Here is a 19229-nt window from a genome sequence, read left to right on the forward strand (position 1 = left end):
CCACGCCGCCCGATCCCGCTTGCGAGACTTTGCATATCGGCGTACTTTTCATTGGAAAGTTGATGCGGGATGCCGATGCGCGACCTTGACAGGGCCGACCTCGACAGGGTGCTGGCCGACATCACGGCGATCCGCAGCCAGGTCGCCGCCGGGACCGCCTTCCAGGGCTACGGCCCGACCGCTTTGGCGGCGACCGGCGCCCTGGCGCTCGCCGCCGTCGTCGCGCAGGCCGCCCTCCTCGACGACCCGACCGGGCGGCCGCTGACCTTCCTGGCCGGCTGGATCGCCGTCGCGATCGTCTCGATCGGGGTGATCGGGGCCGAGATGCTGGCGCGCAGCCGCCGGCACCATTCGGGCCTCGCCGACGCCATGATCCTCAACGCGGTCGAGGCCTTCCTGCCCGCGGGCGCCGCCGGGGCGCTGCTGCTCCTGGTGCTCGCTCGCCTCGCCCCCGAATCCTTGTGGCTGCTGCCGGGCCTGTGGCAGATGCTGGTCGGCCTCGGGCTGTTCGCCTCCCTGCGCGCCCTGCCGCGGCCGGTCGCCCTGGCGGCGGGCTGGTACGTGCTCGCCGGGCTCGGCACCATCGCGGCCTCGGCCGAGGGGCATGCGCTGTCGCCCTGGACCATGGGCCTGCCCTTCGCCCTCGGCCAGGGGCTGCTCGCCCTCATCCTCTATCGCGCCCCGGGAGGCGACCATGAGTGAGCCTGCGCCTTTCGCCTATGACGGGCTCGACCGGGTGCTGCACGAGCGGGCGCGGCTCAGCCTGCTCACCTCGCTCGCCTCGCACCCGAAGCCCCTCGCCTTCTCCGACCTCAAGCAGCTCTGCGGCCTGACCGACGGCAATCTCAGCCGCCATCTCGGCGTGCTGGAGGAGGCCGGGCTCGTCGAGATCCACAAGGGTTACGAGGGACGGCGCCCGCTCACCACCTGCCGCCTCACCCCCGCCGGGCGGCAGCGCTTCGTCGCGTATCTCGCGGTGCTGGAGCGCGTGGTCCGCGACGCCGCCGAGGCGGCCCGGCAGGGTGATCGCGACCCCGAGCCCCTTCCCGCCTGACCTCCCTTCCCTTTTTTGTCCGGAGACTTTGCAATGCAAAGCGGTTCGCTTCACCAAGACGAGCTTCATGTCGGCCTGATCATGGACGGCAACGGCCGCTGGGCGGAACGCCGCGGCCTGCCCCGTTGCGTCGGGCACGAGGCCGGGGTCGGCACGGTGCGGCGGGTGGCGCGGGCCGCGCCCGGCCAGGGCATCGGCACGCTGACGCTCTACGCCTTCTCTGCCGACAACTGGCGCCGCCCGGCCGCCGAGGTCGCGGGGCTGATGGGCCTGCTTCGCCTCTACCTCGCCCGCGAAGTCGAGGTCCTGCGCCGCGACGGCGTGCGCCTCACGGTGATCGGCCGGCGCGACCGCCTGCCCGCTGGCCTGGCGGAGGCCATCGCGGCCGCCGAGGCCGCGACCCGCGACGGGACCGGCCTGCACCTGCGCATCGCCCTCGACTACTCGGCCCGGGACGCGATCCTCTCCGCCGCCCGCGCCGCCGACCCCGCCATCACCCGCGAGGCGTTCGACCGCCTCGTCACCGGCGACGGCGCCCCGGCGGTCGACCTCGTGATCCGCACCAGCGGCGAGCAGCGCCTGTCCGACTTCCTGCTCTGGGAGAGCGCCTATGCCGAGCTGCACTTCACGCCCTGCGCCTGGCCGGATTTCGGCGAGGCGGAGCTCGCCGCGGCGATGACGGCGTTCCGCGCGCGCCAGCGCCGCTTCGGCGGGCTGCCGGCGGCGGCGTGAGGCCGGCCGTTCGACGGCGAGGCCGGGCCGAGGCCCGACCTCGCGCGCCGCGGTGGCCCGGGCGCCCGCCGGATCAGGCGGCGGCCGCCACCGTGACCCGCTGCACGTCCACGTCCTCGCCGACGCGCTGCAGCGTGACGGCGAAATCGGTCAGCTGCTGCCAGGCCTTGCGGCTCGCCTCGACGCGGGTCAGCTGGGCCAGGATCGCGGTGCGGTCCTTGGCGATCCGCAGGTCCTTGACGACGGCATCGAGCCGGCTCGCCAGGGTCGCCCACATCTTGCCGACGTCGTCGAGGTAGCTCAGGGCCTTGTCACACGAATCCACGAGCGCTTCGATCGACTGGTCGAAGAGGCTCAGGGCGGCCGCCTGCGCCTTCTCCGCGCTCAGGGCGCTCAGCTGCCTCTGCAACTCGGCATACGACGAGGAGATGTCGTTGCCGCTCGCCACGAACTCGTAGGTGGCGGCGCCCGTGCCGACGACCGCGACGGCGAGCGCCAGGGGGGCCAGGAGGCCGCCGGACGCGACCGTCAGCGCGAGGGCGGCGACGCCGACGAAGAGCCCGAGGCCGATCCCGATCCCGGAGAGCGCCCGCGCCTGGTTGGCGCTCTCGATCTCCTGGCGGATGCGCTTCATCTGAAGCGTGATCTTCTCGATCTCGTTGTTCGCGATGCCGGCATCCGCGTGCGCGGCCGCCTTGGCAGTCCGGAAATTGACCTGGTCGGCGAGGATCAGGCTCCGGAAGTCCTTGAGCCGGCGGCTGAGCGCCGCGATCTCGCACGATTGCTCATTCAGCTCCGTCGACAGCTCCTTGAACAGGAGGTCGATCTTCTCGGCCTCGGCCGAGGTGAAGCCGCGGCTCGCCTCGGCCGCGTCGTTCATGATGTGGACGAGGTGGGACGTCGAGGCGGAGAACAGGTTGGCGTAATCGAGGATCGATTGCGGCACCTTCGAGAACAGCTCGGGCCCGAGCGTGTCGGTCCATGCCACGGCGTGCGCGCGCGCGCCCTCGAGGTCACCGCGGAACTTCACCGCCCAGCCGGGTTCCTTGGGGAATTGCGGCATCTGGAACTGGCCGACCTCGTGGATGTAGCCCCAGATCGCGGCCTTCTTGCGAAAGCCGGCCTCCAGCTTGCCCTTCGTCTCGGCGGTATCGGGAACCAGCGCCAGATCGGCCATGGGTGCGCTCCTGTGATGTCGCGATGCGGGTCGGCCGCGTTCCGACGAGGCCGACGGGGCCCCGCCGTCCCGGAGGCGGCGTGATGGAATCGGTGTCAGGACGGTCGCGCCGGTCGTCCCGGCGCATGCCGCGGATCGTCGGACGGGGAGGCGCCGACGACCGGGGGTCTCGCGAGCGCGATCTACCGGCCGAGATCCATGGTCTGGACCTCGAGCTTCAGGCTCTGCCGGTCGGCGGCATCCTGTCCCAGGCCCTGCCAGGACTTGGCCGCGAATTCGAGGCTGCGCAGGTCGCCGTAGGCGTCGACGTCCACGATCGGCTGGGACACGATCTCGCACGCCGTCTGGAGCTTATCGATCAGATGGCTCCAGATCAGGTCGACGCTCTCGATCCCGGTCGCGGCGCGCTGGTTCTTGTCCTCGATCTGCGCCAGGAGGCTGTCGACCTGGCTCATCGCCACGACCTGCAGCCCGATGTCGCCGAGCTGGTTGGTCAGCGTCGTGATCTCCGCGAAGGTCTTGCGATAGCGCACCATGAGCGACTTCAGCTTGTAGGCCTCGTAGCCCAGCATGGCGAAGCCGACGACCGCGGAGCCCGACAGCGCGCCCGTCGCCCACCAGAGGCCGAAGGTGAGCGCGTAGACGCTCTTGGCGGAGCCCTTCATGGTCGAGTCGGTCGAGGATTTCTGCGCGGCCACCACGACCGCGAGCTCCTCGCGCAGGGATGCGATCCTGCCCAGAATCTCGTCGGTCTTCTTCTGCTCGGCCGCGTCCGACGTCTTGATGCGCGCGAGGATCGGCCGCAGCCCGCCCGAATGGGCGTCCATCCGGCGCCGGAACGCCTCGAGCCGGTCGCGATGGCTGCGGATCGTCGCGTGCTGGTCCTTGGCCTCCGCCAGGAGCTCGGTGAGCAGCGTGTGCAGCGCGTCCCGCTCCTCCCCGGTGAGGGCGCCGCCGCGGGCGCGCGCCGCGGCGAGCGGGCCCTTCAGCCGCTCGACGCTGGCGCAGAACAGGTTCGCGAAGGTGAGATGGGATTGCAGGCAATCGGCGAAGAGCCGCGGGCCGCAATCCAGGACCCAGCCGTGAGCATCCGCCACCGCCGCCGATAGCTTGGCCTTCGCGTCGGCATACCATTCGGGCGCCGAAGACGGCATCGGAGGCAGGACGGCATCCGTGATGGCCTTGCACCATGCGACCGCCTCGGTATTCGCCACGATCAGATGATCGATCTGTGCGACCGTACGCGATCTGTCCGGAGCGAGCATGGTGGTCTTCCCAAAATTACAGGTGCGCAAAATCTATAGCTGGCACAAGAATTTAGTGTGTGCTTGGCGCTGAAAGCCTGGGTTTTTGTAGGTCGGGCCTGGTTTTGAGTCCGTTAATGGACGGATCTTCGATAGGTCTGACACCTCGGCGCTCGGAGCAGTCTTAACGACACGTTATCGGGCGCGCCGCCGCGGCGGACCGAAGGGGAGCGGGCGCCCCGCGCCGCCGATCTTTCCCGATGCGCGGTTCGCGCGCAGAATGGCCCGAACAGGGTCGGGGAGGATGCGATGCGGTCTGCCGTGATGGCCCACATCGACGAGCTCGTCCGGGCGGCGAGCGGCGGCGAGGCCGTGCGCGACCCGCTCATCAACCAGTCGTGGCAGCGGTGCCTGGCCGAGTACCGGCTCGATCCCGCGGCGCCCCGGCGGGCCTACATCCACACCCAGGCGCGCCTGCGCGAGCACCGCGACGCCCTCGACGACCTGATCCGGGTGGCGCGCTTCGGGGTCGAGGCGCTGTACCGGCAGGTCTCGGGCCTCGGCTACGTGCTGATCCTCGCCGATGCCCGCGGCGTCGCCGTCGACTTCATCGGCGATTCCGGCCGCGACGGCGACCTGCGCCGCGCCGGCCTCTATCGCGGCTCGGACTGGAACGAGCACCTCGCCGGCACCTGCGCGGTCGGCACCTGCATCGCCACCGGCGAGGCCCTGTCGGTCCATCTCGACGACCACTTCGCCGGCGACCATATCGGGCTCACCTGCACGGCGGCGCCGGTCTACGCCGCCGACGGCACGCTCGCCGCGGTGCTCGACATCTCGGCCCTGCAGGCGCCGGCCCCGAAGGCGAGCCAGCACCTCGCGCTCCAACTCGTCACCTCGTTCGCCCACCGCATCGAGACCGCGAGCCTGCACAACGGCTTCCGGCGCGAGTGGATCCTCCACCTGTCGCGCTCGCCGGAATTCGCCGACATCGAGCCCGAGCTGGCGCTCGCGGTCGATGCGGGCGGGCGCATCCTCGGCTTCAACAGCCGGGCCCGGGCGCTGATCGACCGCGCCCTGCACCGCCCGCGCGGGCCCTCCGACCTCGCGCATGCCGGCCTCGGGCTGCGCCTCGACGCGTTGTTCGAGGCCTCGGTCGACGACCTACCGCGTTTCACCCGGGCGGTGCCGGTGGAGCGGCGGGTGCTGCGCCTGCGCGGCGGCGAGCGCTTCTACGCCCTCGCCCTGGAGCCGGCCGCCGCTCCCGTGCGCACCCCGCCCGCCGCCCCCGCGCGGCCCGCCGCCCCGGACTTCGCCGGCGGCGACCCGGCGCTGGCGCGCATGGCCGGCCGGGCCGCACGCCTGTTCGAGGCGGGGGTGAGCCTCCTCGTCGGCGGCGAGACCGGCACCGGCAAGGAGTTCTTCGCCCGTGCTCTGCACGGCGCGTCGCGTCGCGCCGGCAAGCCCTTCGTCGCGGTCAATTGCGCGGCCCTGCCCGAGAGCCTGATCGAGTCCGAGCTGTTCGGCCACGAGGCCGGCGCCTTCACCGGGGCGGCCAAGGCCCGGACTGGCCTCGTTCAGCAGGCCGATGGCGGCACGCTCTTCCTCGACGAGATCGGCGACATGCCGCTCTCTGCCCAGACCGGCCTGCTGCGCGTGTTGGCCGAGCGCGAGGTGACGGCGCTCGGGGCCGGGAAGCCGTCTCCCGTCGACATCCGGGTGATCGCCGCGACGCATCGCGACCTCGCCGCCATGGTGGCCGAGGGCCGCTTCCGCGAGGATCTGCTGTACCGCCTCGCCGGCGCCCGCTTCGTCCTGCCGCCCCTGCGCGAGCGCGCCGATGTCGCCGCGCTCGTCGCGCGGCTGCTGGCGGGGCGGCCCGGCTCGCCACGCCTCTCCCCGGCGGCCGCGGCGGCGCTCGCTCGCCATCCCTGGCCCGGCAACGTGCGCGAGCTGGTCGGCGCCCTCGACTACGCCTGCGCGCTCGCCGAGGGACCGGAGATCGTCCCCGCCGACCTGCCGCCGACGGTCGCGGCTTGGCGCCCCGACCCCGCGCCGCCCGCGGCGGCCCCGGTGCGGGACGAACCGCCCGCCGGCCCTCTCGCCGACCCCCCTGCCGATGTCCTTGCCGATCCCCTCGCCGAGGCCCTGCGCCGGCGCGCCTGGAACGTCTCGGCGGTGGCCCGCGACCTCGGGCTCGACCGCTCCACCGTGCACCGGCGCATGCGCCGCCTCGGCCTCGTCTCGCCCAACCACGCGGGGTGAGGCGCCCCACCTGGGGCGGGGCGCTCGCCACAGGTGGGGCACCTCAGGTGTGGCGTCGGGCGTGGCGCATGATGCACCGCGCCTCTGGTCCAGAGGATGTCAGGAACACCCTTCTTCCGAATCTCGCCTCTCTCGGAGCATGTTCGACCGATGGGTCCGATGTCGCGGGGAGCGTTCTATCCCGCCATCGAGCTTATACCGACGGATGTGTCGATCTGCGATCGATCGATCTTGGAGGATGGTTCCAAAAATCGCCGAGCATGCTGGAGATCTCCTTCAGGATCGGCCCATCGTCGATGGGCCGACGCCTCGGGATGAGGATGTGTGTTGGATGGATGCCGATTCGGGCAACGGGGCATCCCGGCGTCGATCCTGCTCCACCCCTGGCACACCCCTTGCGCTTCCTCCCCCATAACAAACGAGGAGGAACCCCGATGGACGCCGTGGTTGGAAAGCTGGAGCGGCTGTCGCCCGCCGACGAGCGGGTGATCGGCTGGCTCGACCGGTTCGAGGCCGCCTTGAGCGCACGCGACGCCGCGGGTGCGGCGGAGCTGTTTGCCGGGACGTGCTTCTGGCGCGACCTCGTCGCCTTCACCTGGAACATCACCACGCTGGAGGGCCGGGGCGCCATCCGCGACATGCTGGCGGCGCAGCTCGGCGCGGTGGCGCCCGGGAGCTTCACCCTGGAGGAGCCGGCGAGCGAGGCCGACGGCGTCACCGAGGCCTGGATCGCCTTCGAGACCGCGACCCTGCGCGGGCGCGGCTACCTGCGGCTCAGGGGCGAGGAGGCCTGGACGCTGCTGACCGCGGCGCGCGAGCTGAAGGGGTTCGAGGAGCCGGGCGGGCCGCGGCGCGAGCGCGGCGTGCATCACGGCGTCGAGCCCGGGCGGCGCTCGTGGTCGGAGCGGCGGCGCGACGAGGAGGCCGAGCTCGGCCGCACCCGCCAGCCCTACGCGCTGGTGGTCGGCGGCGGCCAGGGCGGCATCGCGCTCGGTGCCCGGCTCAAGCGCCTCGGCGTGCCGGCGCTCGTCGTCGACAAGCACGACCGGCCCGGCGACCAGTGGCGCAGCCGCTACAAGTCGCTGCACCTGCACGACCCGGTCTGGTACGACCACCTGCCCTACCTGCCCTTCCCCGATCACTGGCCGGTCTTCGCCGCCAAGGACAAGGTCGGCGACTGGCTGGAGATGTACACGAAGGTCATGGAGTTGAACTACTGGTCGAGGACCGAGGTCCATTCGGCCCGCTACGACGAATCGGCCGCCGAGTGGGTGGTCGAGCTCACCCGCGACGGCGAGCGGCTGACGCTCCGGCCCAGGCAGCTCGTGCTCGCCACCGGCATGTCGGGCGTGCCGAACCTGCCGCACTATCCCGGCATGGAGCGCTTCGCGGGCGAGAGCCACCATTCGAGCCGGCACCCGGGCGGCGAGGCCTATCGCGGCAAGCGCGCGGTGGTGATCGGCTCCAACAACTCGGCCCACGACATCTGTGCCGACTTCTACGAGAACGGCGCCGACGTCACGATGGTGCAGCGCTCCTCGACCCACATCGTCAAGTCCGACACGCTGATGGAACTGGCGCTCGGCGGCCTCTACTCGGAGGAGGCGCTCGCCAAGGGGATCACCACCGACAAGGCCGACATGCTGTTCGCCTCGGTGCCCTACCGGATCATGCACGAGTTCCACGTGCCCGTGTACGAGCAGGCCAAGATCCGCGACGCCGACTTCTACGCCCGGCTCGAGAAGGCCGGCTTCCAGCTCGATTTCGGCGACGACGGCTCAGGCCTGTTCATGAAGTACCTGCGGCGCGGCTCGGGCTACTACATCGATGTCGGCGCCTCCGACCTGATCGCCGACGGCAAGATCAAGCTGGCGCACGGCAAGGTGCAGGAGATCGCCGAGGACGCGGTGGTACTCGACGACGGCACGCGGCTGCCTGCCGACGTGATCGTCTACGCCACCGGCTACGGCTCGATGAACGGCTGGGCGGCGAAGCTCATCAGCCAGGAGGTCGCCGACCGGGTCGGCAAGTGCTGGGGCCTCGGTTCGGACACCACCAAGGATCCGGGCCCGTGGGAGGGCGAGCTGCGCAACATGTGGAAGCCGACCCGGCAGGACGCCCTGTGGTTCCACGGCGGCAACCTGCACCAGTCGCGCCACTACTCGCTCTACCTCGCGCTCCAGCTCAAGGCCCGCATGGAGAGGCTGGACACGCCGGTCTACGCGCTCGCCGAGACGCATCACGCGGCCTGAACGCGGGTGGACCGGCGCGAGCCGCCGCGCCGGTCCCCGTCCCGGGGGCCGCTCAGTACCCTTGCGCGCTCCCGGTGTTCCGGCGCGGGTCGTTGGCGCCGTAGTAGCGGAAGGCCCCGACCGGCTTGCCGCCGAGCGTCGGTGCGCCGATCAGGATCGCCGCGAGGTGGTTCGCCGGTTGGGCCGGGCCGAACTTGTGGCCCATGCCCTCCAGGATCCGCTGGGTGTCCGGCGACAGGGCGAAGCGCTCGACATTGGTCACGTCGGGCATCCACTGGTTGTGGAGGCGCGGCGCGTCGGCGGCCTCCTGCACGTTCATGCCGTAATCGATCACGTTGAGGATGCTGTGCAGCACCACCGTGATGATCCGGCTGCCGCCGGGGGTGCCCGTCACGAAGACCGGCTTGCCGTCCTTCGTGACGATGGTCGGGCTCATCGAGCTCAAGGGCGTCTTGCCGGGGGCGACGGCGTTGGCCTCGCCCTGGAGCAGGCCGTAGATGTTCGGCACGCCGACCTTGGCGGTGAAGTCGTCCATCTCGTTGTTGAGGAGCACGCCCGTGCCCTCCGCGGTGATCCGCACGCCGAACCAGTCGTTGAGGGTGTAGGTCACCGAGACCGCGTTGCCGGCCGAATCGACGATCGAGTAGTGGGTGGTGTTGCTGCCCTCGTGCGGGGCCGTGCCGGGCTTCAGCTCGGCCGAGATTCCGGCCTTCTGCGGGTCGATCGCCGCGCGGATCTTGCCCGCATAGGCCTTGTCGGTCAGCCGCTCGACCGGGTTCTTCACGAAGGCCGGGTCGCCCAGGTAGGTGTTGCGGTCGATATAGGCGTGGCGCATCGCCTCGATCTCGTAGTGGACGGCCTGCGCCGAGCCCCAGCCGAGCTTGGCGAGGTCGTAGCCCTCGAGGATGTTCAGCATCTCGCAGATCACCACGCCGCCGGAGCTGGGCGGCGGGGCCGAGATCACCCGGTAGCCGCGGTAGTCGCACTCGATCGGCGGCAATTCGCGGGTGGCGTAGCGGTCGAGGTCGGCCTGGACGATCAGCCCGCCCTTCGCCCGGCTCGAGGCGGTCAGCGCGTCGCCGACCGCGCCCTTGTAGAACCCGTCGGGCCCGCGCTCGCTGATCGCCCGCAGGGTCCCGGCGAGGTCCGTCTGGACGAGCCGGTCGCCGACGCCGTAGGGCCGGCCCTGGTTCAGGAAGATCTTGGCCGAGGCCGGGTCCTTACCGAAATCCTCGGTGGCGGTGCCGAGCATGTCGACGTCGCCCTGGTCGAGGACGAAGCCCTCCTGCGCCAGCCGGATCGCCGGCGCCATCAGGTCGGCGCGGGGCTTCGTGCCGTACTTCGCCAGGGCGTAATCGAGGCCCGACACGGTGCCGGGCACGCCGACCGCCAGGAAGCTCTTGGTGCTCGCGCCCTTGATGACGTTCCCGTCCTTGTCGAGGAACATGTCGCGGGTGGCGGCGAGCGGCGCCTTCTCGCGGAAGTCCAGGAAGGTCCGGCTGCCGTCGGCGCGCTGGATCGTCATGAAGCCGCCGCCGCCGAGGTTGCCGGCCGCCGGATAGACCACCGCCAGGGCGTAGCCGACCGCGACCGCCGCATCGATGGCGTTGCCGCCCTGCCTCAGGACGTCGACGCCGACCTGCGTGGCATAATGCTGCGCCGTCACCACCATGCCGTGCTCGGCGGCGACCGGCGCCCGCGAGGCGGCGAGGGCCGGGCCCCCCGGGACCGCCACGACGAGGAACGCGGTGAGGAGCGTGGTGCCGATCGCGGCGAGCCTGTGGCGCATGGCGGATCCCTGGTTGATTCGCCGCCACGGTACACGAGGGCGGCGCGCCGCTGAATCGCCTCCGCGACCGGGCGCGACGTAAACCTTTGTGAGACCCATCCCCTTCCGCGCCCCGCGCTCTAGCTGCGGGGTGAAGAGATCCGGGGAGGCCTCCATGTCGATGAACCGTCGCACCCTCATGGCCGGAGGCATCCTGGCCGGCCCGGTGCTCGCCAGCGCGCCCGGCCTCGCCGGGGGCGGCGCGGCCCCCGTGGCCGACCTGCCGGGCGCCTACCGGTACGGCGTCGGCGAGGCGTCTATCCTGGCCCTGCACGAGGGCGGGGTGAAGCGCCCGCTCGATGCGGGCTTCGTGCGCAACGCACCCCTCCCCGAGGTGCAGGGCGCCCTCGCCCGGGCCTTCCTGCCGACCGACACCCTGCCGATCACCTTCACGCCGCTCCTCCTCACCCTCGGGGGCAAGCGGGTGCTCGTCGATGCGGGCTTCGCCGACCAGGGCCCGCCCGGCACCGGCGGCGTGCTGCGGGGGCTCTCCCTCGCGGGGATCGACCCGGGCACGGTCGACGCGGTGGTGATCAGCCACTTCCACCCCGACCACATCCTCGGCCTCAAGCGCAAGGACGGCAGCCCGACCTTCCCGAACGCCCAGGTGCTGGTGCCGGAGGCCGAGTGGCGCTTCTGGATGGATGACGGCCGGATCGCCAACCCGCCCGAGGCCCTGAAGGCCAATCTCGGCGCCGTCCAGAAAACCTTCGGGAGCGGCCTCAAGGTCGAACGCTATCCGTGGGACAAGGAGGTGCTGCCGGGCCTCACGGCGCTGGGCACCCCCGGCCATACGCCCGGCCACACCTCGTTCCGCCTCGAATCGGGCGGCAAGCGGCTCCTGATCGCCTCCGACATCACCAACCACCCGGCCCTGTTCGTGCGCCATCCCGACTGGTCGGCGCTCTTCGACATGGATGCCGGTGAGGCGCGGGCCACCCGCCACAAGATGCTGGCGCTGATGGCCGACGAGGGGATGCCGGTGGCCTTCTACCACGCCCCCTTCCCGGCCGCCGGCCACATCGCCAAGGCCGGCGGCGCCTACGAGTTCGTGCCGGTGCAGTGGGGGCTCGATCCCGTCTGAGGCCGGCCGCTGGACGCAACGCCTCCCCCGCATGCTATGCCTCGTGTCGACGCGGCCGGCGACGGCCCGGCGGCCGTGCGCGTCGAGGGAGGCGCGGCGGGATCATCGTTCGGCGGTCGGGACATCCCACATGGCGCGGCGCTTCAACCAGATCGCCTTCATCGCGAGCCCGACGCCCGACGCCCGCGAGGCGGCCGAGATGCTGATGCAGCGCTACGACCACGTCCCGCCCGAAGAGGCGGACGTGGTGGTGGGACTGGGCGGCGACGGCCTGATGCTGCAGGCGCTGCACCGCTTCATGGGCACCGGCAAGCCGATCTACGGCATGAACCGCGGCACCGTCGGCTTCCTGATGAACGAGTTCCACCTCGACGACCTGATCGAGCGGCTGGAGGTGGCGCAGCGCAGCATCGTCCACCCGCTCCTGATGGTGGTGACCGACGTGCTCGGCCTCACCCACACGGCGCGGGCGGTCAACGAGGTCTACATGCTGCGCCAGACCCACCAGACCGCCAAGCTGAAGATCTCGATCGACGGCCAGGTCCGCCTGCCCGAGCTGATCGCCGACGGGGTGCTGGCGGCGACCCCCGTGGGCTCGACCGCCTACAACCTCTCGGTCGGCGGGCCGATCCTGCCGATCTCCTCGCAGCTCATCGCGCTCACCCCGATCTCGGCCTTCCGGCCGCGGCGTCAGGGCAGCGTGCTGCTGCCCAACCACGCCCGCATCCGCATTGAGGTCAAGGACCCGGAATACCGCCCGGTCGCGGCGGTGGCCGACCACACCGAGTTCCGCCGCGTCGCCCGGGTCGAGACCCAGCTCGACCGCTCGACCGACCTCGTGATGCTGCACGATCCCGGCCAGGGCATGGACGAGCGCATCCTGCGCGAGCAGTTCGGCTGAGGCCCGCGACGCGAGGTCATCGCAGCGCACTGGAAGCCGGCCCGCGCCCGCTTAGTTCCGTCGCCTGGCCCCCTGTCGGGGCCTCGCCACGGAGCCTCCGGATGCCCGACCGCCTGCCCTCGCACCCCGTCCGGGGCCGCGCCCGATGAGCGAGAGCGCCCTGCAGCCGGACGATTACCGCAATCTCGCCGAATCGCTGCCCCAGCTCGCCTGGATCGCCGAGGCCGACGGCGCGATCATCTGGTACAATCAGCGCTGGTACGACTACACCGGAACCACCCTCGAGACGATGCAGGGCTGGGGCTGGCGGACCGTCCACCACCCCGACCACCTCGAGCGGGTCGAGGCACGCTTCCGCCGCGCCTTCGCCAGCGGCGAGCCGTGGGAGGATACGTTTCCGCTGAAAGGCGCCGACGGGGTCTTCCGCTGGTTCCTGTCGCGGGCCCAGCCCTCGCGCGACGCCTCCGGGCGGATCCTGCGCTGGTACGGCACCAACACCGACATCACCCGGCGGCGCGCCGCCGAGGAGCGCCTGCGCCACGCCCAGGAGCGCTTTCGCGCCCTCGTCGACAGCGCCGCGGCGATCATCTGGTCGACGGACGCCAGCGGCGAGCTCTCGATCGGGCAGTGGCGCTGGACCGCCTATACCGGCCAGAGCGACGAGGAATGCCAGGGCTGGGGCTGGGTCGAGGCGGTGCACCCGGACGATCGCGCCCGGGCCGCCGACGCCTGGGCCCGGGCCGTCGAGACGCGCACGCCCTTCGAGATCGAGTACCGGATGCGCCGGCGCGACGGCGCCTGGCGCCACATGGAGGTGCGGGCCGCCCCCGTCATCGCCGAGGATGGGTCGTTGCGCGAATGGGTCGGCATGCATGTCGACATCACCGACCGCAAGGAGGCCGAGGCCGAGATCGAGCGGGCGCGTCACGCGGCGGAGGCCGCCAACCGCGCCAAGAGCCAGTTCATCGCCAACATGAGCCACGAGCTGCGCACGCCGCTCTCGGCGGTGATCGGCTACTCGGAGATGCTGGCCGAGGAACTGGAGGATCTCGGCCAGGCCGAATTGCTGCCCGACCTGCGCAAGATCGAATCGTCGGCGCGTCACCTGCTCGGCCTCATCAACGACGTCCTCGACATCTCGAAGATCGAGGCCGGCCGCATGACCGTGGCGGGGGAGGACTTTTCCGTCCGCGACATGGTCGACGACGTGGTGGCGGCGACCGACTCCCTGGTGGGCAAGAAGCGCAACCGCCTGGTGCTCGACATCCCCGACGACATCGGCGCGATGCACCAGGACCAGGGCAAGCTGCGCCAGGGCCTCGTCAACCTCCTGGGCAACGCCGCGAAGTTCACGGAGGACGGCACCGTCACCCTCTCGGCCCGGCGCGAGAGCGTCGAGGGGGTCGACTGGCTGACCTTCGCGGTGACGGATACCGGCATCGGGCTCACCGAGGAGCAGTGCGGGCGCCTGTTCGAGCGCTTCGCCCAGGCCGACGAATCGACCACCCGGCAGTTCGGCGGCACCGGGCTGGGCCTCGCCATCACCCGCGCCTTCTGCCAGCGGATGGGCGGCGACATCGCCGTGACCTCGACCTACGGCGTGGGCGCGACCTTCACCATCCGGCTGCCGGCGGTGCTGCCGGCCGCGGACGACGAGCCGACGCCCGAGGAGGTGCGGGCGGTCGCCGAGGCCAAGGCGGAGGCCCAGCGCCACGACGTGGTGCTCCTCGTCGACGACGACCCGGCGGCCCGGGAGCTCCTGTCGCGCTTCCTCGAGCGCGAGGGGTTCCGGGTGCGCACCGCCAGCGACGGCCGCGCGGGCCTGAGCCTCGCCCGGGCCCTGCGGCCGCGGGCGATCCTGCTCGACATCGAGATGCCCCGGATGGACGGCTGGTCGGTGCTGCACGCGATCCGCAAGGATCCGGACCTCGCCGCCACCCCGGTGATCATGACCTCGGTGGTCAACGAGCAGGGCCTCGGCCGGGCGCTGGGCGCCACCGACTACCTCGTCAAGCCGATCGACTGGGACCACCTGAAGGCCCTGATGGAGCGCTACCGCCCGGCCGACGCACCCGGCACGGTGCTGCTCGTCGACGACGACGCGGATGCCCGCGAGCGGATGCGCCGCAGCCTGTCGCGGGACGGCTGGACCGTGCGCGAGGCCGAGAACGGCGCCGCCGGCCTCGCCCGCCTCGACGAGGGCCGGCCCTCGCTGATCCTCCTCGACCTGATGATGCCGGTGATGGACGGCTTCGACTTCCTGACGAAGCTGCGCGCCCGGCCCGACGGCGGCGACGTGCCGGTGGTGGTGCTCACCGCCAAGGACATCACCCCGGCCGAGAAGGAGAGGCTGGGCCGCGACACCGAGCGGGTGATCGTCAAGGGCAGCGTGTCCCTGGGCGAGATCGGCCGGCTGCTGCGGACGATGTATTCCGACCGGTCCGAGGAGCCCGTGCCCCCGGCGATCCAGGGCTTGATCGAGGAATTGCAGGCGCGGACGGAGCCGGGGGACGGCTGAGCCCTCCCCCGCCGGGCGGCGGGCTCAGCGCTTCTTGCCCGGCCGCTTGAACACGCCGACGATCTCGACATGCGGCGAGTGGCGGAACTGGTCGACGGGGATCACGGTCTCGAGCCGGTAGCCGCCGCGCACCAGGAGCGCTGCGTCGCGGGCGAAGCTGCCGGCGTCGCAGGAGACGCCGACCACCACCGGCACCTTCGATTCGGCGATGCGCGCGCTCTGCGTCTCGGCGCCGGCGCGCGGCGGGTCGAACACCACCGCGTCGTAGCGGTCGAGCTCCGGCGCCAGGAGCGGCCGGCGGAAGAGGTCGCGGCGCTCGGTCGTCACGGTGCGCAGGCCGCCGGTCTCCCGGAAGGCGCGGTCGAGCGCTTTGAGGGCCCCGTCCTCGCCCTCGACGGCGTGGACGGTGTGGCCCTCGGCCAGGGCCAGCGAGAAGGCGCCGGCGCCCGAGAAGAGGTCGACCACGCGTTTCGCCTTGCCGACCCCCTCGACGACGAGGCGGGCGAGCGTCGTCTCGCCCTCCTGCGTCGCCTGCAGGAAGCCGCCGGAGGGCGGCACCAGCCGCGAGCGGCCGGCCGGGATCTCGGGCGGGCGGCGCACGATCAGCACCTCGCCGTGGAGGGAGAGCCGGGCGAGGTCGAGCTCGCCGGCGACGAGCACCAGGGCCTGGCGCGCCCGGTCGGAGGCCGGGCCGTGGCCGCGGATATCGACGTCGAGGCCGCCCGCGGTCGCGGTCACCTGCACGTCGAGGGGCTTGCCGCCCCCGCCGCCGAGGGGACGGCTGACCCGCCGGGCGATCTCGGGCGCGCGGTGCAGGGCGGCTTCCGTGACCGGGCAATGGTCGATCGGGACGAGGGCGTGGCTGCGCGCCGCCATGAAGCCGGCCTGCGGCCCGCCGTCCGAGGCGCGCACGTGCAGGGTGATGCGCCGGCGCCCGGCGCCGTGGGCGTCGAGGAGCGGGCCCACCGGCGCCTCGATCCCCACCCGCGCCAGCGCACCGACGACGAGGTCGCGCTTCCACGCCGCGTAGGGCGCGGGCGCGAGGTGCTGGACGGCGCAGCCGCCGCAGGTGCCGAAATACGGGCAGAACGGCGCGATCCGGTCCGGGGACGGGGCCAGCACCGCGTCGAGCCGCGCGCGGGGCGGGCGGGTGCCCTCCTCCGGCGCCGCCCGCACGGTCTCGCCCGGCAGGGCGCCGGGCACCACCACGCCCTCCGCCGTCACCCCGTCGCCGCGCAGGCCCAGGCGGGCGATCTCGCAGGTCGTCGTCATGGTCGCCTCGCTCATCGCCCGGTCTCCCGCACGGCGCCGATCAGGAACTCGCGGTTGCCGTCGCCGCCCTCGACCGGCGACGGGATCAGGCCGCGGACCGCGAAGCCGAGCGACGCGACGAGGTCCCGGATCGCCGCGCAGACCGCGTCCTGCACCGCCTCGTCCCGCACCAGCCCGCCGCGGCCGACATGCTCGCGCCCGGCCTCGAATTGCGGCTTGATCAACGCCGCCAGGGCGGCGCCGGGGGCCAGGAGCGGGACCAGGGGCGGCAGGACCAGCCGTAGGGAGATGAAGCTCACGTCGATCACCAGGAGGGAGGGCGGCTCGGGAAACGGGGTGAGGGAGCGGGCGTCGGTCGCCTCGCGCGCCGCGACCCGCGGATCGGCCGCGAGGCTCGGATGGAGCTGGAAGCGGCCGACATCGACTGCGTGGACGAAGGCGGCGCCGCGGCGCAGCAGCACGTCGGTGAAGCCGCCGGTCGAGGCGCCGATGTCGAGGCAGGTCCGCCCGGCGGGATCGATCCCGAAGGCGTCGAGGGCGGCGGCGAGCTTGAGCCCGCCGCGGGAGACGTAGGGGTGCGGCGCCTCGGCGACGATCGCGGCCCCCCGGGCGATCATGTCGGAGGCGCGGCGCACCACGACGCCGTCGGCCCGCACCAGCCCGGCCTCGATCGCGGCCTGCGCCCGCGCCCGGCTCTCGAAATGGCCCGCCTCCACCAGGAGGCGGTCGGCCCGCTGCCGCTCGCCCGTCGTCATCACCGTTCCGTTCTCGATCGTCTACGACCGGTTTGCCGCCGCGCGGCCCGCCCGGCTGTCCCCGTCGGCGCCGCGCGCCCTAGCTACAGGGCGGCACACGAGGAGAGTACTTCCCATGAGACATATCGTGCTCGCGAGCGCCCTGGCCCTCGGCCTCGCGGCTCCCGCCCTGGCGCAGGACAAGCCCGCCCAGGAGGCGCCGGCGGCGCCGACGACCTACGACGCGCCGATCGTCAACAACAAGGGCGACACGATCGGCAAGATCGCGATCCGCGACGGCGCCAACACCCTGGTGATGCGGGTGACGATCCAGCCCGGCGGCCTGCCGGCCGGCTGGCACGGCATCCACTTCCACGCGGTCGGCAGCTGCGCCGATACCGACAAGTTCCAGGAGTCCAAGGCGCACGTCAATCACGACAACGCCAAGCACGGCCTGCTGCACCCGGAAGGGCCGGACGAGGGCGACATGCCGAACGTCTTTGCCGCCGCCGACGGCTCGGTGAATGCGGAGGTGTCGAGCGACACGCCGCTCACCGGCGAGGGCGGCCTGAAGGACAACGACGGCTCGGCCCTGATCATCCACGCCAACGAGGACGACCACATCACGCAGCCGATCGGCAATGCGGGCGCCCGCATCGCCTGCGCGGTCATCAAGTAACGGCGACCGGGCCGCGTCCGCCGGACGCGGCCCGAATTCGCGTCTCAGCGCTGGCGGCGCGCGACGCTGACGACGTTGCTGGCGGCCGCAGCCTTCGTGTCGCGGGCCGGGAGGATCTCCTCGACGACCTTGACGATCGACGGGGCGTCGAGGCCGGCCTCCGCGTACATCCGCTCCGGCGTGTCGTGGTCCTGGTAGCTGTCCGGCAAGGTCAGCGTGCGAACCCGCACCCGGCCGTCGTCGAGAGCCCCGCGCGACGACAACAGGTGCAGCACCATCGCGCCGAAGCCGCCCACCGACCCCTCTTCCAGCGTCACCAGAACCTCGTGGTTCGAGGCCAGGTCCAGGATCAGCGCCTCGTCGAGCGGCTTGGCGAACCGCGCATCCGCCACCGTCACGCCGATGCCGGCCGCCTCCAGACGCTCCGCCGCCTTCAGCGCTTCCGCCAGGCGCGTGCCGAGGCTGAGCAACGCCACCCGGGCGCCCTCCGGACGCTGGATCACCCGGCCCCGGCCGATCGCCAGCACCTCGCCGCGATCGGGCATCTCGACGCCGACGCCCTCGCCGCGCGGATACCGGAACGCGATCGGCCCGGTGTCGTGAGCGTGGGCGGTGGCCACCATGTGCACCAGCTCGGCCTCGTCGGCCGCCGCCATCACGGTCATGTTCGGCAGGCAGCACAGGTAGGCCAGGTCGAAGGCGCCCGCATGCGTCGCCCCGTCGGCGCCCACAAGACCGGCCCGGTCGAGCGCGAATCGAACGGGCAGGTTCTGCAACGCCACGTCATGGACCAGCTGGTCGTAGCCGCGCTGCAGGAACGTCGAGTAGATCGCGCAGAACGGCTTGAAGCCTTCCGTCGCCAGGCCCGCCGCGAAGGTCACCGCGTGCTGCTCGGCGATGCCGACGTCGAAGGTCCGGTCGGGATGCGCCTTCGAGAACAGGTCGACGCCGGTGCCCGACGGCATCGCCGCGGTGATCGCCACCACCTTGTCGTCGGCGTCCGCCGCCTTGATCAGGCTCTCGCCGAACACCCGGGTGTAGGCCGGGGCGTTGGGCTTGGCCTTGGTCTGCTTGCCCGACACCACGTCGAACTTCACCACCGCGTGGCCGCGATCGGCCGCGGCCTCCGCCGGGGCGTAGCCCTTGCCCTTCTGGGTCACGACGTGGATCAGCACCGGGCCGTCGGGCGCGTCGCGCACGTTCTTGAGGACGGGCAGCAGGTGCTCAAGGTTGTGGCCGTCGATCGGGCCGACGTAGTGGAAGCCGAGCTCCTCGAACATCGTGCCGCCGCCGGCCAGGATGCCGCGGGCGTATTCCTCGGCGCGGGCCGCGGTGTCGTAGAGGGCCTTCGGCAGCAGGCGGCCGAACTGCTTGGCGGTGTCGCGAAGCGAGCGGTAGGTGTCGCCCGAGACGAGCCTGGCGAGGTAGGACGACATGGCGCCGACCGGGGGGGCGATCGACATGTCGTTGTCGTTGAGGATGACGATGA

General features: G+C 72.1%; 15 protein-coding genes. 9 read left to right on the forward strand and 6 right to left on the reverse strand.

The genetic code is table 11. The features are described 5' to 3' along the window. Nucleotides 1-75: 75 nt before the first annotated feature. From BMX97_RS30860 to BMX97_RS30870, 3 genes are read left to right on the forward strand one after another with little or no spacing between them, the layout of a single operon-like run. Nucleotides 76-702: a hypothetical protein gene (locus BMX97_RS30860; RefSeq protein WP_091754948.1), complete on the forward strand. Its 627-nt coding sequence runs from the start codon at nt 76-78 to the stop codon at nt 700-702. Beyond that, the gene (locus tag BMX97_RS30865) at nt 695-1054 is read left to right on the forward strand and encodes a winged helix-turn-helix domain-containing protein (RefSeq protein ID WP_091754933.1); all 360 of its coding nucleotides are present in this window, start codon (nt 695-697) and stop codon (nt 1052-1054) included. The genes BMX97_RS30860 and BMX97_RS30865 overlap by 8 nt, the downstream gene beginning before the upstream one ends. Before the next feature lie 33 nt (nt 1055-1087). Further along, nucleotides 1088-1786 carry a di-trans,poly-cis-decaprenylcistransferase gene (locus BMX97_RS30870; protein WP_091754934.1) on the forward strand — a complete coding sequence of 233 codons (699 nt, stop codon included), beginning with the start codon at nt 1088-1090 and terminating at the stop codon, nt 1784-1786. Between the two features lie 73 nt (nt 1787-1859). On the opposite strand, the gene BMX97_RS30875 is transcribed toward BMX97_RS30870, so the two are convergent. Together BMX97_RS30875 and BMX97_RS30880 are read right to left on the reverse strand one after the other, a co-directional pair. Next, on the reverse strand, nt 1860-2963 hold the full coding sequence (locus BMX97_RS30875) for an HBL/NHE enterotoxin family protein (RefSeq protein WP_091754935.1): 1104 nt from the start codon (nt 2961-2963) through the stop codon (nt 1860-1862). A gap of 182 nt (nt 2964-3145) precedes the next feature. Then, complete coding sequence (locus BMX97_RS30880) at nt 3146-4117, reverse strand: hypothetical protein (protein ID WP_143074762.1); 972 nt, start codon at nt 4115-4117, stop codon at nt 3146-3148. A 399-nt stretch (nt 4118-4516) separates the two neighbouring features. Between BMX97_RS30880 and BMX97_RS30885 the strand changes: the two genes are divergently transcribed. Then, nucleotides 4517-6472, forward strand: a complete 1956-nt coding sequence (locus BMX97_RS30885; protein ID WP_091754937.1) for a sigma-54-dependent Fis family transcriptional regulator — start codon at nt 4517-4519, stop codon at nt 6470-6472. Between the two features lie 434 nt (nt 6473-6906). Then, nucleotides 6907-8724 carry an NAD(P)/FAD-dependent oxidoreductase gene (locus BMX97_RS30890; protein ID WP_091754938.1) on the forward strand — a complete coding sequence of 606 codons (1818 nt, stop codon included), beginning with the start codon at nt 6907-6909 and terminating at the stop codon, nt 8722-8724. 52 nt (nt 8725-8776) lie between these two features. On the opposite strand, the gene ggt is transcribed toward BMX97_RS30890, so the two are convergent. Then, nucleotides 8777-10513: a gamma-glutamyltransferase gene (gene ggt / locus BMX97_RS30895; protein ID WP_091754939.1), complete on the reverse strand. Its 1737-nt coding sequence runs from the start codon at nt 10511-10513 to the stop codon at nt 8777-8779. Nucleotides 10514-10667: 154 nt separating this feature from the next. On the opposite strand from ggt, the gene BMX97_RS30900 reads away from it, so the two are divergent. The 3 genes from BMX97_RS30900 to BMX97_RS30910 all read left to right on the forward strand — a co-directional run bounded on the left by BMX97_RS30900 (nt 10668) and on the right by BMX97_RS30910 (nt 15055). Continuing rightward, nucleotides 10668-11636: an MBL fold metallo-hydrolase gene (locus BMX97_RS30900; protein ID WP_091754940.1), complete on the forward strand. Its 969-nt coding sequence runs from the start codon at nt 10668-10670 to the stop codon at nt 11634-11636. Between the two features lie 130 nt (nt 11637-11766). Further along, a complete protein-coding gene (locus BMX97_RS30905) occupies nt 11767-12537 on the forward strand; it encodes an NAD kinase (RefSeq protein ID WP_060847614.1) in 771 nt (256 codons plus the stop codon). A 145-nt stretch (nt 12538-12682) separates the two neighbouring features. After that, complete coding sequence (locus tag BMX97_RS30910) at nt 12683-15055, forward strand: hybrid sensor histidine kinase/response regulator (protein ID WP_091754941.1); 2373 nt, start codon at nt 12683-12685, stop codon at nt 15053-15055. 24 nt (nt 15056-15079) lie between these two features. Here the strand turns inward: BMX97_RS30910 and BMX97_RS30915 are convergent, their stop codons facing one another. Then, nucleotides 15080-16342 (reverse strand): class I SAM-dependent RNA methyltransferase, encoded by a 1263-nt coding sequence (locus BMX97_RS30915; RefSeq protein ID WP_091754942.1) that lies wholly within the window; start codon nt 16340-16342, stop codon nt 15080-15082. Next, nucleotides 16339-17082 carry a TlyA family RNA methyltransferase gene (locus tag BMX97_RS30920; RefSeq protein ID WP_091754943.1) on the reverse strand — a complete coding sequence of 248 codons (744 nt, stop codon included), beginning with the start codon at nt 17080-17082 and terminating at the stop codon, nt 16339-16341. Before BMX97_RS30920 ends, BMX97_RS30915 begins: the two co-directional genes overlap by 4 nt. 115 nt (nt 17083-17197) lie before the next feature. Here BMX97_RS30920 and BMX97_RS30925 point away from each other — a divergent pair, with 115 nt between their 5' ends. Beyond that, complete coding sequence (locus BMX97_RS30925; protein ID WP_091754944.1) at nt 17198-17740, forward strand: superoxide dismutase family protein; 543 nt, start codon at nt 17198-17200, stop codon at nt 17738-17740. Between the two features lie 44 nt (nt 17741-17784). Here the strand turns inward: BMX97_RS30925 and dxs are convergent. Continuing rightward, nucleotides 17785-19229: 1-deoxy-D-xylulose-5-phosphate synthase (dxs, locus tag BMX97_RS30930; protein WP_091754945.1), on the reverse strand; the 1445-nt coding region annotated here is incomplete at its 5' end.

The sequence above is a fragment of the Methylobacterium sp. ap11 genome (assembly GCF_900110515.1).
Taxonomy (GTDB): domain Bacteria; phylum Pseudomonadota; class Alphaproteobacteria; order Rhizobiales; family Beijerinckiaceae; genus Methylobacterium; species Methylobacterium ajmalii.